The 14,498-nt window shown below is 43.3% G+C and carries 14 protein-coding genes; 8 read left to right on the forward strand and 6 right to left on the reverse strand.

Going from position 1 to position 14,498, the window contains the following annotated elements; translation table 11 throughout:
• Positions 1-46: 46 nt before the first annotated feature.
• Positions 47-475, reverse strand: coding sequence for an OsmC family protein (locus ACRN9H_RS04295; protein WP_432312602.1), 429 nt, complete (start codon positions 473-475; stop codon positions 47-49).
• Between the two features lie 383 nt (positions 476-858).
• Positions 859-1,749 carry a LysR family transcriptional regulator gene (locus ACRN9H_RS04300; RefSeq protein WP_432312603.1) on the reverse strand — a complete coding sequence of 297 codons (891 nt, stop codon included), beginning with the start codon at positions 1,747-1,749 and terminating at the stop codon, positions 859-861.
• A 140-nt stretch (positions 1,750-1,889) separates the two neighbouring features.
• On the opposite strand from ACRN9H_RS04300, the gene ACRN9H_RS04305 reads away from it, so the two are divergent.
• Both ACRN9H_RS04305 and ACRN9H_RS04310 read left to right on the forward strand, forming a co-directional pair.
• Positions 1,890-3,146, forward strand: a complete 1,257-nt coding sequence (locus tag ACRN9H_RS04305) for an adenylosuccinate synthase (RefSeq protein WP_432312604.1) — start codon at positions 1,890-1,892, stop codon at positions 3,144-3,146.
• Positions 3,147-3,278: 132 nt separating this feature from the next.
• Positions 3,279-3,710: a thioesterase family protein gene (locus ACRN9H_RS04310; RefSeq protein WP_263187713.1), complete on the forward strand. Its 432-nt coding sequence runs from the start codon at positions 3,279-3,281 to the stop codon at positions 3,708-3,710.
• Positions 3,711-3,769: 59 nt separating this feature from the next.
• Here the strand turns inward: ACRN9H_RS04310 and ACRN9H_RS04315 are convergent, their stop codons facing one another.
• Together ACRN9H_RS04315 and ACRN9H_RS04320 are read right to left on the reverse strand one after the other, a co-directional pair.
• Entirely contained in the window at positions 3,770-5,263 is a 1,494-nt protein-coding gene (locus ACRN9H_RS04315; RefSeq protein ID WP_432312605.1) for a putative bifunctional diguanylate cyclase/phosphodiesterase, read from the reverse strand.
• Positions 5,264-5,350: 87 nt separating this feature from the next.
• A complete protein-coding gene (locus tag ACRN9H_RS04320) occupies positions 5,351-6,193 on the reverse strand; it encodes an HDOD domain-containing protein (protein WP_432312606.1) in 843 nt (280 codons plus the stop codon).
• Between the two features lie 299 nt (positions 6,194-6,492).
• Here ACRN9H_RS04320 and yegQ point away from each other — a divergent pair, with 299 nt between their 5' ends.
• Both yegQ and ACRN9H_RS04330 read left to right on the forward strand, forming a co-directional pair.
• Positions 6,493-7,860, forward strand: coding sequence for a tRNA 5-hydroxyuridine modification protein YegQ (gene yegQ, locus ACRN9H_RS04325; RefSeq protein WP_432312607.1), 1,368 nt, complete (start codon positions 6,493-6,495; stop codon positions 7,858-7,860).
• 4 nt (positions 7,861-7,864) lie between these two features.
• Positions 7,865-8,119: a YfhL family 4Fe-4S dicluster ferredoxin gene (locus ACRN9H_RS04330; RefSeq protein ID WP_432312608.1), complete on the forward strand. Its 255-nt coding sequence runs from the start codon at positions 7,865-7,867 to the stop codon at positions 8,117-8,119.
• A 71-nt stretch (positions 8,120-8,190) separates the two neighbouring features.
• Here the strand turns inward: ACRN9H_RS04330 and ubiT are convergent, their stop codons facing one another.
• A complete protein-coding gene (gene ubiT / locus ACRN9H_RS04335; RefSeq protein WP_432312609.1) occupies positions 8,191-8,724 on the reverse strand; it encodes a ubiquinone anaerobic biosynthesis accessory factor UbiT in 534 nt (177 codons plus the stop codon).
• Positions 8,725-8,861: 137 nt separating this feature from the next.
• Between ubiT and ubiU the strand changes: the two genes are divergently transcribed.
• Together ubiU and ACRN9H_RS04345 are read left to right on the forward strand one after the other, a co-directional pair.
• Positions 8,862-9,863 carry a ubiquinone anaerobic biosynthesis protein UbiU gene (gene ubiU, locus ACRN9H_RS04340; RefSeq protein WP_432312610.1) on the forward strand — a complete coding sequence of 334 codons (1,002 nt, stop codon included), beginning with the start codon at positions 8,862-8,864 and terminating at the stop codon, positions 9,861-9,863.
• Between the two features lie 35 nt (positions 9,864-9,898).
• Positions 9,899-10,780: a U32 family peptidase gene (locus ACRN9H_RS04345; RefSeq protein WP_432312611.1), complete on the forward strand. Its 882-nt coding sequence runs from the start codon at positions 9,899-9,901 to the stop codon at positions 10,778-10,780.
• A gap of 125 nt (positions 10,781-10,905) precedes the next feature.
• Here the strand turns inward: ACRN9H_RS04345 and ACRN9H_RS04350 are convergent, their stop codons facing one another.
• A complete protein-coding gene (locus ACRN9H_RS04350; RefSeq protein ID WP_432312612.1) occupies positions 10,906-11,607 on the reverse strand; it encodes a DUF998 domain-containing protein in 702 nt (233 codons plus the stop codon).
• A 696-nt stretch (positions 11,608-12,303) separates the two neighbouring features.
• Between ACRN9H_RS04350 and ACRN9H_RS04355 the strand changes: the two genes are divergently transcribed.
• Entirely contained in the window at positions 12,304-13,662 is a 1,359-nt protein-coding gene (locus ACRN9H_RS04355; RefSeq protein WP_432312613.1) for a YjiH family protein, read from the forward strand.
• 383 nt (positions 13,663-14,045) lie between these two features.
• Complete coding sequence (locus tag ACRN9H_RS04360; protein WP_432312614.1) at positions 14,046-14,477, forward strand: CBS domain-containing protein; 432 nt, start codon at positions 14,046-14,048, stop codon at positions 14,475-14,477.
• The last annotated feature ends 21 nt before the right edge of the window (positions 14,478-14,498 follow it).

The raw sequence follows: 14,498 nt of genomic DNA on the forward strand, positions 1-14,498 counted from the left end.
ATCTAACAAGGGGGATATGCAAACGCTAAATATTAACGCTAATGACTTAATTTTTAACGGCATGGGTCACTAGTGTAGGATTCAATAAGTTGTCATGCACAGGACAACGGTGGCATACCACATCTAAAAATGTGCGCTTCTGCTCCTCAGTAAGATCGGCATCTATACTCACATTAATGGCAATATCTTTAAAACCCACAGGGTCATCCGAAGGCTGACCAAGCAAACCAGCACTATTCATCACAGCGCGAACATGTACGTCAAACTGGCGCAACTCAATCTTCTGTTCGCGAGCAACCATCCTAGCAATCGCAGAAATACAACCACCCAAAGAAAATAAGAACGTCTCTAAAGGGTTAGCACCTTCATTTGTTGCTGTGGGCTGATCAATCACTAAAAGATGCTCACGGATCTGAGCCGTGACTTTCCAGTCACCTGCCATATGTGTTGTTACTTCAATTACTTTTTCGGCCATTGACAAACACTCCATTAGATTTTATTCAATCAGAATATACTAATGGTTGATTAGGTAAAAATCACCGCCTAAGATCACAATACTAATGAGTAATGTCATCGTAGATAAGGTTTCCCAACATACTCCTATAAAAGCACAACTAAATATTGTTACCGTCGCCAGCTGATTAACCTATTACTAATAGGTCGTATCGATACAGCATTGATGTTTGATGTAGTCGCAAAGGAAAATCTGCAAAAATGCAGATTGATGATGAAGTTCCCCCCGAGTTTGCTAAGCAAAGTCCGCTGGCACAGAACTTATCTAAACAGCCTTGTGAGGAATTATTACAGCTAAAAGCTAGCAGTCAGTATACAAAGTTACCCTCAACAGCTCACTAATAGCTACCGTTGCGAGCGAATAATCTCTTGATTTACCCAATATAACAATTGTTTGATAGCTTTAGATAGGACCTGATTCTGCCGCACAATATAGCCTAAGCTCGTTGTCGGGAATTGTGGGAGAGGAGTCACTGTGGTGGTGAGGTTCGTCTTAGCATAAACAGAAAACTCTGGCACAATCGCCACGCCAAACCCTGCTTCAGCCCAATCGATTTGAGCATCAACACTGCCGACTTCCATAATCCTGTAATTCGGTAAATTAAGTGAGGGCAATGCGGGATCTAACAACTCACGGGTACGAGTATCATGACCGAGTAAAATTAACGTCGGTTGCTCGGTTAAACTCACATTGATAGGTCGTTTTGCCTGCTGCCATTGCTGTAAGTTATCCCCTAATGCACACCATTTAATTTGTTGTAACTCTGTAAAATGCAGTGGTTGGCTCTCTTTTTGCGCAATAACAAAACCAAGATCTGCTTCAGCATTAGTCACTAATTCAGAAGCTTGTGATGACGTGGTATTGAGCAATGAAAAATCAATTCCCGGAAACTCTGACTTAAAAAGCTGAAATGGCTGGATTAATAATAACCGCGAGATGATATCGCTTGCGGCAATCGTTAATGTACCTTGGCTAAGATTATTAATCGCATTGAGATCCGCCTGACAGATTTGCAACTCCATTAACGTCCTTTCGCTGCTTTCCAATAAACGAAATCCCGCCTGCGTTAACTTAAAAGGGTTACGCTCAATTAACTTTACCCGAGTCGTTTGCTCCAACTGCTTAATATGCAAGCTGACATTAGGTTGTGTCATATGCAGCGCAATGGCAGCCTTACCAAAGTGTTTGTGCTGCGCTAAGGTGACAAAGGTTTTTAACCAATGAATATCGAGCATTTTTCACCACCAAAGTAGAACTATAGTTAATAACAACCAATGATATATGAAATCCTTATTGAGATGATAACTATAATTAATTTCTCTTATTCAAATGACAGGTCTAGCATAGCCTCTTAATCCAATGAGGAGATGTTGTTATGCCGTCGATCGTGGTTGTGGGTGCAAATTGGGGTGATGAAGGCAAAGGCCGCATCGTAGATTATTTAGCCGCTAATGCTGCAGCGAGTATCCGCTTCCAAGGCGGTAACAACGCAGGCCATACTGTAGTCAATGATTATGGTACCTTTAAATTACACCAATTACCCAGTGGCATATTCAATCCTAACTGCATTGCAGTATTAGGCCCTGGCATGGTGATAAGCCCAGCTGCACTGAGCCAAGAAATTGCTGAAGTACAAGCAACGGGTGTTGACGTTAAATTATGCGTTTCAGACCGTGCAACACTGTGCTTACCTTTACATGCATTAGAAGACACCTTAGAAGAACAGCGTCTGGGCGATTTAGCCTATGGTTCAACCCGTCAAGGGATTGCACCAGCCTATGGCGACCGCGTGATGAAAAAAGGCATTTTAGTCGGCTGGTTAAACCAACCTGAAGTGCTACAAGAGCGTATTCAATTTATGCTCGATTGGAAGATGCCACAATTAAAGGCACTTTATCCAAGCTGTGATTTCAAGCAAACTGCCGCTGAAATGACCGCATGGTTATTAGAAGTGACCGCTCCTTGGCGTCCATTTATTTGCAACGTGACTGAACCGTTAAAAGCATTGCAAAAACAAGATGCTCACTTACTATTTGAAGCGCAATTGGGTGCTGGCCGCGATTTAGTCTATGGCGAATATCCTTACACCACGTCATCAAACGTCACTGCAGCTTATGCCGGTATCGGCAGTGGTTTACCTGCACTGCGTCCTGAGCGCGTAATTGCTGTCGCAAAAGCCTTTAGCTCGTCTGTCGGTACAGGCACTCTAGTAACGGCAATGGAAGAGCAAGACGCATTCCGTGAAAGCGCTAACGAGTTTGGTGCAACTACTGGTCGTCCACGTGATATGGGTTATTTTGATGCTGTTGCGACTCGTAACGGTGTTGAATTACAAGCGGCTACCGAAATCGCCTTGACCAAGATTGATTGTTTATCTGGCATGAAAGATCTCAAAATCTGTGTTGCCTATGCAGGCGAGCACACTGAGAATCCGATTTGGCCGCAAACTGCTGCACTAACGCCAGTGTATGAGCAAATGCAAAGCTGGAGCGAAGACATTACCGGTTGTCGCACCTTTGAAAGCCTGCCTATAGGTGCCCAACAATATGTTGAACGTATCGAAGCCCTAATGGGTGTACGTGTTAGCATGGTATCTGTTGGACCTGAGCGCGATCAAATGATCATTCGCTAACATAGCGTCAATGATTCGAAAAAGCCATATTCGCTTAAGTGAATATGGCTTTTTGCTTGTTATGGTGTTGTTCAAGCCGATAAACCGCTAAACTGGCGCGCTACGCTAATCACCCAAACTGATGTAAATTCTATGCCACAATTTAGCCCTATGTTTTCCTTTCCGGTTCAAATTTACTACGAAGATACCGATTTTTCTGGCGTGGTATATCACCCTAATTTTTTAAAATATTTCGAGCGTGCCCGTGAGCATGTGATTGGTGCAGAACGGCTAAGTGCCTTATGGCAACAAAACCAGCTCGGTTTTGCCGTATATCGTAGTGATATGCTGTGCCATGAAGGAGTGGAGTTTGCCGATATTATCGATGTACGCACTCAGTTTTACTTCGAGAGTAAGTACCGCACGGTATGGCAACAGGAAATTTGGCGACCTCGCGGTAAAAAGCCCGCAGTAACGGCAACCATTGAAATGGTATGCATGAATCAAGCTCGTCAATTAGCACCTATGCCGGCAGAGTTGATTGCTGTATTAAGTCGCGGATTTGTAGCCATCACGCAGGAATGATCTTGCCATTGTATGCAATCAAGTCATAAAAAGGCTCAATGACTGGGTGTAGGCTCTATTTAAGCGGGATTATGTAGCTGCTCCCAAGTGGTTTCTAGCTCAGCAGCACGCATTGGCTTGGCGTAATACATGCCTTGTAAGGTATCAACCCCCATATCCACGAGCATGTTTTTAATATCAAGTGTTTCAATTCCCTCTACCGTCACCTCATAGCCCAGTTTTTTGGCGATATTAATGCTAGCCTCCAGAATATATTCCGACGGTTTATCCTGCCCAAGATCCTGTAAAAATGCCTTATCAATTTTGACTTCATTAACTGGTAAATGTTTTAAATAAGCTAAAGATGAATGGCCGGTACCAAAATCATCAATTGCGAGTTTAACACCTAGCGCTCGGATCTCCGTTAGCGCTTTCACCGCTTTATTTAGGTCGGCCATCAAGGTACTTTCAGTAATTTCAATCATCAAAGACTCGGGGGGCAACTGATAATGAGCTAGCCTTGTTGCGATGTCTTGGGGGAGTGTTTCGCAATCAAGATCACGGGTTGATAGGTTAACCGCAACACAAAGATGCATTCCTGCGGCTCTCCATTTGGCTTGCTGCGCTAACACCTGATCGAGTGCCCACTGACTGACTAAATCAATCATGCCAGCGTATTCGGCTAAGGGGATAAATTCACTTGGAGAGATAGAGCCCAGTTCGTCATGCTCCCAGCGCATTAACGCTTCGACCTGAAAACATCGTCCTGTGGCAATATCCTGTTTGGCTTGATATACCATATAGAGCTGATCGCGCTGCAGACCTTTGGGTAAACTATCAATAATTTTCAACTCTCTGAGCTGACGAATATCATCATTATCGGCATAAAACGCAATGGCGCTGCGAGTGTTTCGAGCTTTCTTGAGTGCTAAATCGGCTCGACGTAACATTTGGCTCGTATCGGCATTGTGTTGTTGTAAGTGCACACAGCCAATTTGAAGTTTTACGCTCACAGGAATACCCTTAATGTTAAAAGGTACTTGTAAACGCCCGCGTAAATGAACCAGCTGATCTTCCGTTAACGTTTGCTCGTAATACAAAAAGAACTCATCGCCATTGAGTCTTGCCACTAATCTTGGCGCTAAACTTAAGCCATTTAAACGCTCAGCAAATTGCTTTAGCAGCATATCTCCAAAAATGAATCCAAACAGATCACTCACATAGCGAAACCGATAAATATCAATCAACACTATGGTGCCGTGAGTCAGCGGCATCATTGCAGTTAATGCGCGTTTAAGTCCCACACGGTTAGCTAAACCGGTCAGTTTGTCTTTACCGACATTGGCTGGTAGCGCCGTTAATAATTCATCAAGGGTGTGATAAAGCGCGGCAAATTCCTGTGGGACAATGGTGATATTTAACGCTTTGCGTTCAAGTTTTTGTTGTTCTAACTGAAAGCAGAGTTGCGCTAAGAACTGTTGTTGTGATCGTAGGGCGCTGAATTTGGCTTGTAAAAGATAAAGTAAAACAATCAATAAAGTGAGGGAGGCTACAAACAATCCTATTATGAGCATTTCAACCTCATCTGATTTATAACGTTTAAAAATGGCTTTCTAGTGCAGTGATATCAACATCACTTATATTCCATGAACGCCAAATAATTATTGGTAACTTTCTCTAATCGAATGGAATTTTTCCATAAATTCTTCACTGGCTAAATTATCCGTTGTCACAGGTAATCCACGGGCAACAAACACGCCTAGACGTTGCTCTAACTCAGTACCTGCACGTAATTCACCCGTGTAAAATGCCGCGGCGCGGATAAAATCAAGATAGGTCACTTGCTCGGGTAAATAAGGTAAATCGGCCCAACGTTCAACCACTTCCATCACTTCGCTAGAAAAGTCCCAGCTTTTTAACACTGCACGGCCCAAAGGGCCTTGCATTTTTCTAACCAGTGCCCGTAATTGATCAATACTGGCAAATAAGTGCGGCTGCGCCTCGGCCTCAGTCAATACTGGCAAGGCGCCAATATTGTGCACCAATCCTGCAAGGGTCAAAGTATCCACATTTAATTTACTGCTGGAATGGCGTTTGTTATACATCTGTAACATAGCGCAAGCAGCAGCCGTAACATCAATGGAAGTACGCCAGACTTCATCCATCACTTCCCATACCATTTCATTGGTAGAAATAAACAATTGCTCCATTGCCACTGACGTCGCAATGCTTTTAATCTGGAATAAACCAATACGTGAAACGGCACTGTTAATGCTTTCAGCCGGGATACCACGGCTATACAAGGCACTATTGGCCACCTTAATGATACGTGCTGAAATCGCCGCATCTTGACCAATCACTTCAGCCACTTGTTTAAGGCTTGTATCCGAGCGCCCTACAACCTCTTGCACCCGCATTGCCACTTCAGGCAAGGTAGGTAAAACTAAGGCATCATCTTTTAGTTTTTTTAATAAACTGACTAATAGTAGATGTTCGGTAGACATCTTAGCTCCCACAATATGTAAACATGAACACGGTATAATGGCAGTATATCAGTTGCTTGTAATTAGATGCGTACAAAAACCAGCAGATATTAATAATTTGTATGATTAGGTTAATTAATTTACCTCAAGCACTGAGTCCGTCAAATACTGACCTCCCCTTGGCTAAAGTCAAACAGGCTATATTCATAAAGTGTGAAGTACCACTAAAGTTAACCAAGGCAATTTGCACAAGCTGACCGCTATTATGTAAAATTCGCCCCCCGCGCACTGCGTCAATATTAATCAATTTGAGAGTTATTATGTTTAAACCTGAGCTGTTGTCTCCAGCTGGAACCTTAAAAAACATGCGCTACGCCTTTGCCTATGGTGCAGATGCTGTGTATGCCGGTCAGCCGAGATATAGTTTAAGGGTACGTAATAATGACTTTAAAATGGAAAACCTTGCCACAGGGATTGAAGAAGCCCATGCGCTTGGTAAAAAACTCTATGTGGTGAGTAATATTGCGCCGCACAATGCCAAACTTAAAACCTACATCAAAGACATGGAGCCCGTAGTGGCGATGAAGCCTGATGCGCTGATCATGTCAGATCCCGGTCTTATCATGATGGTGCGTGAAGCCTTTCCCGATCAGGTAGTACATTTATCCGTACAGGCGAATGCCATTAACTGGGCCTCGGTCAAATTTTGGCAAACCCAAGGGATTAAACGGGTGATTTTATCCCGTGAATTATCTTTAGATGAAATTGAAGAGATTCGCCAACGTTGCCCAGATATTGAGCTTGAAGTGTTTGTTCACGGCGCCTTGTGCATGGCCTATTCTGGACGCTGTTTGCTCTCGGGCTATATGAATAAACGCGATCCAAACCAAGGCACTTGTACTAATGCCTGCCGCTGGAAATACGATGTGCACGAGGCACAGCAAAACGACAGTGGCGACATTATAGCGATGCCGAATGCAGTGCAAATTGAAACCCCAACAACCTTAGGCGATGGGGCACCAACGGACCAAATATTCCTATTACAAGAAGCCAATCGTCCGGGCGAATATATGCCCGCCTTTGAAGATGAGCATGGCACTTATATTATGAACTCCAAAGATCTACGGGCGATTCAGCACGTAGAGCGCCTGACTAAGATGGGTATAGACTCGCTCAAAATTGAAGGCAGAACAAAGTCTTTCTATTATGTTGCACGTACCGCGCAACTTTATCGCCGAGCGATTGAAGATGCCTCATCGGGCAAAGATTTTGATCGCAGCTTAATGAACCAATTAGAGGGCTTAGCCCATCGCGGTTATACCGAAGGCTTTTTGCGTCGCCATGTGCATGATGAATATCAAAATTACGATTATGGCTACTCTATCAGCGATACCCAACAATTTGTCGGTGAACTGACGGGTAAACGTAATCTTGCGGGCCTTGCTGAAATTGAAGTCAAAAATAAATTTTTAGTGGGTGATAGCGTCGAGTTGATGACGCCGCAAGGCAATATCAGCCTGACAATTAAGCAGCTTGAAAACCGAAAAGCGGAATCAGTTGAAGCCGGACTCGGCTCTGGACATACCGTTTATTTACCTGTACCTAAAGAGGTGGATGTCAGCCACGGAATTTTACTGCGTAACTTGCCACAGGGCCAAGATACGCGTAACCCACATGAACTAGGTTAACCAGATGGCACTTCTGATCGACGACAGCTGCATTAACTGCGATATGTGTGAGCCTGAATGCCCTAATCAGGCGATCACGCTCGGTGAGGAGATCTATGAAATCGATCCTGACCGCTGCACTGAATGCGTTGGCCACTACGATAAGCCCACTTGTGTTTCGGTCTGCCCGATTGATTGTATCGATCCTGATCCTAACCGCGTCGAATCCAACGATGAGCTATTAGTCAAATTTGCCGTGTTGACGCAAAAAGCCGAATAACACGCTAAGACAACAGCCCTATACGTAATAGGGCTGTTGACAAGTTCCATAGTGAGCACCAGTCACTTACATTAAAAACTCGCTGATTTAGACAGAATGCTCGTTGGTTTAGCTTCGATTTGTAACCGCTCAATGGCTGCGGCTAATTTTTCAACGCTAAGACGAATAGGTGCAGGCATAGAGGCAAACTCTATGCTTAACAAAAGGTTTTTCACTTCGAGCCCTAATTCTGTATCACCTTGAATACTCAGTTTACGTTGAAAAAATAAACTATCGGGATCTTCCTTCGCTGCTGCCACTAAAATCAACTCTGCCGAATTAGCACTAAAAGTGACCTGCGCATCAGTTAACGGTCTGACTTGCCATTGACCATCAAAACTCACCTCAAATGCCAACTTTAAGTCTTCTACGCAAATAGCCACCCATTTATTAGCCAAAAAATCGAGCTCATCGGTTTGGGTTTGTGGCGCTAATAACACCCCAAGTAATTGGCTGATGGCTTTTGCCTTAAAGCTAAACGGTACCTTAGCAAGGGGGAAGCCTATAAATTTAGGTGTAAATTCAAGAAGTTGCTTTGCTAAATTTGCAGAGAAAACAGCAGGCATGGGCGCTTACCTAGTAAAAATAAATACATATATCGCAGTTTAACGAGATTTTATGATCTTAAACCTGTTTTAAATCAATTCACCGCCATTCAATCTTCCCTAAACTCTGCGACTATCTTTTTATCGGGAGCATCATTATGGAACTGTTGTGTCCAGCAGGAAATCTCGCCTCGCTAAAATCGGCTATACAAGCCGGAGCTGACGCTGTGTATTTAGGATTAAAAGACGATACTAATGCGCGTTCATTTGCGGGATTAAACTTCACCCCAGACAAATTACAAGAAGCCGCTGAGTTCACTCAAACCCGTGGTAAAAAAATCTTTTTAACTCTCAATACCTTCCCTAAGCCGACTGAAGAACACCGCTGGTATCAGGCCATTGATTTAGCTGCAAAACTCGGTATGGATGCCCTAATTGTCGCCGATATTTCCTTACTCGATTATGCCCATAAACATTATCCGCAACTGCCGCTACATCTTTCGGTACAGGCCAGTGCCACCAATCTTGGCGCACTGAATTTTTATAAAGAAGCGTTCAATATTGCCCGCGTTGTATTACCAAGGGTGTTATCGATGAAGCAGGTGCGCGATCTTGCTAAGGTGAGCCCTGTTGATCTTGAGGTATTTGCCTTTGGTAGCCTCTGTATTATGGCCGAGGGCCGCTGTCATCTGTCTTCCTATGTGACGGGGCAATCCCCCAATACGGGCGGCTCATGCTCACCCGCTAAACATGTGCGCTGGCAAGAGGAAGGCCAAGATAGATTAACCCGCCTCAATGATGTGTTGATTGATAAATCGACCCTTGATGAACAAATGGGCTATCCTGTTGTTTGCAAAGGTCGATATCTAACAGATGAGCAAGATTCTCCTAGCTATTTACTCGAATCCCCCACCAGCTTAAATACACTCAGTTTGCTCCCTGAGCTCGCCAAAGCAGGCATTGTGTCGCTTAAAATTGAAGGTCGCCAACGCAGTCCAGCCTATGTTGAGCAAGTCACTAAAGTGTGGCGCCAAGCAATAGACACCTATTTGCAGCATCCCGATAAATTTCAAACTCAATCACACTGGGAACAAGCCCTCGCTAAGGTCTCTGAAGGCCAAATCACCACACTGGGTGCCTACGAGCGCAACTGGCAATAATCGGCAATCACACCTAATGAGAAGAAAGGACACACATGAACATTTCCCTAGGCCCATTGTTATATTGCTGGCAGAAACAACAGGTATCAGATTTTTATCAGCAAGTCGCGGCCAGTAACATTCCGTTAGTTTATCTCGGTGAAGCCGTTTGTAGCCGTAGACGAGAACTCAAATGGGGCGATTATCTTGAGCTTGCGCAGATGCTCAAACAAGCGGGTAAAGACGTAGTGATTTCGACGCTGGCACTTATTGAAGCGCCATCTGAATATACCGAGCTTAAACGTCAAGTCGATAATGGCGAGTTTATTATTGAAGCCAACGACATGGCAGCGGTTTATCTGGCCAAAGAACATAAGCTACCTTTTGTGTGTGGTGCAAGTATCAACAATTATAATCGCGCCAGTTTAGATATTTTAGCGCGTTTTGGTATGCAACGATTTGTGATGCCGATTGAATTATCCAAGGCATGGCTTAGCCAAGTGATCCAAGATAAACCAGCGTTTGAAGTAGAAGTCCTCGGGCACGGTTATCTCCCGTTAGCCCATTCAGCGCGCTGTTTTACTGCCCGCCATAAGCAACTCACCAAAGACAGTTGCGAAACCATTTGCCGTCAATACAGCAAAGGGCTGCTCGCGCAAACCCAAGAACAGCAGCCACTATTACGCTTAAATGGTATTCAAACTCAATCGGCAGCCTGTTTAGATTTACGTAGTGAACTCGCCGCCATGACGCAAATGGGAGTAGATGTATTTCGAGTATCGCCCAGTGGCATGGAGTGCATTGCCAAAGCCAGTGCCTTAGTCGATAGCATTAACACGCCATCAGCGCTTCAGTCTAATACAGTGCCGTTAAGTGCAGAACAATGTAATGGCTATTGGTTTGGAGAGGCAGGATTAACCATGCACCTCAGTGAATAAACCATGTATCCAGTAAAAAATCATGCCGCTATCAAAGGACAATATTGAAGTAATGGATACGCTAAACAGGCTATTAGCGCAAAGTTGCTGATCGTATAGAGTATAAATAGAAGAGAGAGGCAGGGTTACGATCTAAGCTTGGTCCTTAACTGACTGAACAATAATACGCTTGTCCAAGTTAATAAACTCCCCAGCCCTATCCATTCTAATAGGGCTGGCCACCACAATCGTGGACGAGGTAACTGCATCACCATCTCTTGATAAAATGGTCTATCACCCTCGGTTAAACCTAACTGTAATTGCGGTGCGTATAAAAATGTCATCATACTGCACAATACGATCAGAGCCAGTAACCCTGTCCAACGGCTAAACTGAGACTGACCAAAACAAATTAAACTTAAGTGTAAAAATGCACTTAAGCTCCCTAAGTAAAAAAACCATTTCAGCCCCAAAACATGTAAGTGGTACACGTTTACCGGAAATAATCCCATACATGCCAGAGCCAAAAACGTTAATGCCAAACAAATAAAGAAGGGCGACTCCCATGGCGAGCTCAAGTGCGGTAAGGAAGATAAGCAATATAAAACCACGCTTAAACTGCCAAAAAACAAGCCACCGTTAAGGATAACAGCCAAAGAGGAATGACCATAAGTGCCTAATTCACTTAAGGTATGATTTAAAAAATTGAAGCCCTGAGATTCCAAACCCGCAAACCCCAAAACCCCAACAATAATCCCGACTAGCAACCCATAAATCCCCATAAACCCAAATTTAATGGCTAATGTTGAGGCGCCTTTTGTCGTCATCTGCTCTACTTTATCAATCATGAATACGGAAGTTAGATAACAATATGACTAAATTACATGTAAATAAGAAGATTTAAAGCGGCGGACATCCTGTTTATGAATAAAAATTTTTACTTTCTTCATTATTAACGACTTTTTAGTCAGGCCATCTAGCGGAAGCGTTGCTTGCAACAACCTATTTATATACATAAAGACTAAAATCTTTTACGCATAAAAATGTACCCTATACGCCAAAGTATGTTGAATATCACGGCAATATCCATAAACCATCCTAAACATGGCCCTTCAACCATAAACATCAGATTAGCAGACAGTAATCGAGCAATAACCCAACAAATACTGCTACTAGGCCATATTACGGGCGTTTTTCTGTTCAAAAAAAGCTGGCACATGGCTTCAATAAAAAAATATAACATCATAAAAGCACTTCGATAACAAGTTGAGTCAAGCCATTGTTTTAAATGACTTATAAACCTCTACACTTAATAATGCTGCACAAATATCATCAACAACTTAAGCAAAATAACTATGCTGTTTTGCTGCTTATATCAAACTAACTAGCGAATCGTTTTACATAGCAAGGCTAAGCGAGTAATCTTCCCCCTTCTCATTTTTGAGTTGAATTTAAATGCATCTAAGTGGACAGTAAAAACCTGCTAGATACGGCTAAAAATTTCAAATTTATCATGTACGACTCGTACTTTAAGGTGTACAAAATTGGCTACTGAAAATAAAAACCGCAATATAAAGACGATACTCACCTTTATCGTCCCTTCGTTGATCGGCCTGTTATTATTTATGACACCTATCAGCTATAACGATGCGATTACTATTCCTATCGCGATCATTTCTAAAGCATTACAAAGCGCATTAAGCGGTGTATTAACCCTGATTGTGACCATTATTGTGGTGGCAATGGCGCTGGCATCTTTACTGTCAAAAGCACTTAAACCCAAGTTTGTGACTCAGAGTCACTTCCTAAATGGCTTACTAAATGTCAGTCCTTTATGGTTGACGGCCCGTATCGTAGGAGCAGTATTTATCGTACTGACGTACTTAGGCTTAGGCCCAGAGGTGATTAACTCATCAAGTACTGGGGCTTTAGTCTTAAACGATTTACTGCCGGTATTGTTTTCGGTATTTATCTTTGCTGGCATGTTACTGCCACTCCTACTTAATTTTGGTCTACTTGAACTATTTGGCACGCTGCTAACTAAAATCATGCGCCCAGTATTTAATCTACCGGGTCGTAGCGCCATCGACTGTATGGCATCCTGGTTAGGTGATGGCAGTGTCGGGATTTTACTAACCAGTAAACAATATGAAGCACGCTTTTATACCCAAAGAGAAGCCGCCGTTATCGGCACGACGTTCTCGGCGGTATCGATTACCTTCAGCTTAGTGGTTATCTCGCAGGTTAAGTTAGAGCACATGTTTGTGCCCTTCTATTTAACCGTATGTTTAGCCGGTTTTGCTGCAGCAGTGATTGTGCCTAAGTTGCCACCACTATCGTGGAAGAAAGACAACTACATCGACGATACGCCACGTACGCCAGATGATGAGCTGATCCCGGCTGGACACAGCGCGTTATCTTGGGGTTTTGATAAAGCCTTAGAGAAAGCGGCCAACGCTGGTGGCATAAAAGCTGTTTTAAATGAAGGGATTAAAAACGTTCTCGATATGGTGTTTGGTATTCTCCCCGTGGTCATGGCCATTGGCACCATGGCGCTGATTATTGCCGAACACACACCTATCTTTAACTATCTCGGCATGCCATTTATTCCATTACTGGAATTACTGCATATTCCAGAAGCCACTGCAGCCTCTAAAACGATCGTCGTCGGTTTTGCGGATATGTTTATTCCGTCAATTCTTGCCAGCTCGATTGAGTCGGATATGACCCGCTTCGTGATTGCAGCTTTATCGGTAACTCAATTGATTTACATGAGTGAAGTCGGCGCACTGCTGATTGGCAGTAAAATCCCAGTAAACTTTGTTGAGCTATTTGTGGTGTTTATTCTACGGACGTTAGTCACACTGCCAGTTATCGCGGGTGTAGCGCATTTACTCTTTTAATGCTCCTAAAATATAAGCTCAATACGTCAAATCAAGGTTAACAGATAGCCGTAAAAACCATTAAAAAGGAGTCCATTCTACTGGGCTCCTTTTTTATGTTTACGTTTCAAGACTCATCATACCCAATGCCTATCGCCTTTGAGGTACATAGCGTACTTATCTATCGACCGCCATTATTTCTAACAAAAACCATCATGACATTATTGAACCCGACACTGAAAGTCGCACGGCTACTGAATAGACTCATAATTTGGAGTAATGAACATTAAGTTAATAGTTTGTAATGGGGTTAGCTTATTAACTAGCACTCTGTTATAAGTAGCTGTAATGAAGCGAATTAAATCAATCAGCCTTAGGGCGGATAAGTCATGGAGGGGAGTATTATGTCGATTGTTGTCGCCGATATTATGAGCACCCGCATCGTCACGATAGAAATGGACGATCGCCTCAATGTGGTAAAAGATATATTCGAACAGGCAAATTTCCATCATTTATTAGTGGTTGATAATAGTAAACTGGAAGGTGTACTTTCAGAGCGAGATTTATTACGTGCCATTAGCCCACACATTGGCAGTATCGGCGAGACAGTTAAGGACTTAGAAACCTTACAAAAACGTGTACATCAGGTAATGACCCGTAACCCTATCACTGTTGCCCCAACGGTGTGTTTAGACACCGCCGCCCATCTCATTCTGGAGCACAATATTGGCTGCTTACCAGTACTCGATAACGGTCGTTTAGTGGGTATTATTACTTGGAAAGACTTGCTTAGGGCTTATTCAGAACACCTTTTATTGGCAGAAAGCGAATGCTAACCCTGAGTTAGCACTCGCTTT

Origin of the sequence: Shewanella sp. MF08487 (assembly GCF_050848685.1) — a bacterium.
GTDB lineage: Bacteria > Pseudomonadota > Gammaproteobacteria > Enterobacterales > Shewanellaceae > Shewanella > Shewanella glacialipiscicola.

What these genes read in the sequence shown, in the direction of transcription:
- ACRN9H_RS04295 (WP_432312602.1), bottom strand. Translation starts at nt 475, where the DNA reads ATGGCCGAAAAAGTAATTGAAGTAACAACACATATGGCAGGTGACTGG.
- ACRN9H_RS04300 (WP_432312603.1), bottom strand. Translation starts at nt 1,749, where the DNA reads ATGCTCGATATTCATTGGTTAAAAACCTTTGTCACCTTAGCGCAGCAC.
- ACRN9H_RS04305 (WP_432312604.1), top strand. Translation starts at nt 1,890, where the DNA reads ATGCCGTCGATCGTGGTTGTGGGTGCAAATTGGGGTGATGAAGGCAAA.
- ACRN9H_RS04310 (WP_263187713.1), top strand. Translation starts at nt 3,279, where the DNA reads ATGCCACAATTTAGCCCTATGTTTTCCTTTCCGGTTCAAATTTACTAC.
- ACRN9H_RS04315 (WP_432312605.1), bottom strand. Translation starts at nt 5,263, where the DNA reads ATGCTCATAATAGGATTGTTTGTAGCCTCCCTCACTTTATTGATTGTT.
- ACRN9H_RS04320 (WP_432312606.1), bottom strand. Translation starts at nt 6,193, where the DNA reads ATGTCTACCGAACATCTACTATTAGTCAGTTTATTAAAAAAACTAAAA.
- yegQ (WP_432312607.1), top strand. Translation starts at nt 6,493, where the DNA reads ATGTTTAAACCTGAGCTGTTGTCTCCAGCTGGAACCTTAAAAAACATG.
- ACRN9H_RS04330 (WP_432312608.1), top strand. Translation starts at nt 7,865, where the DNA reads ATGGCACTTCTGATCGACGACAGCTGCATTAACTGCGATATGTGTGAG.
- ubiT (WP_432312609.1), bottom strand. Translation starts at nt 8,724, where the DNA reads ATGCCTGCTGTTTTCTCTGCAAATTTAGCAAAGCAACTTCTTGAATTT.
- ubiU (WP_432312610.1), top strand. Translation starts at nt 8,862, where the DNA reads ATGGAACTGTTGTGTCCAGCAGGAAATCTCGCCTCGCTAAAATCGGCT.
- ACRN9H_RS04345 (WP_432312611.1), top strand. Translation starts at nt 9,899, where the DNA reads ATGAACATTTCCCTAGGCCCATTGTTATATTGCTGGCAGAAACAACAG.
- ACRN9H_RS04350 (WP_432312612.1), bottom strand. Translation starts at nt 11,607, where the DNA reads ATGATTGATAAAGTAGAGCAGATGACGACAAAAGGCGCCTCAACATTA.
- ACRN9H_RS04360 (WP_432312614.1), top strand. Translation starts at nt 14,046, where the DNA reads ATGTCGATTGTTGTCGCCGATATTATGAGCACCCGCATCGTCACGATA.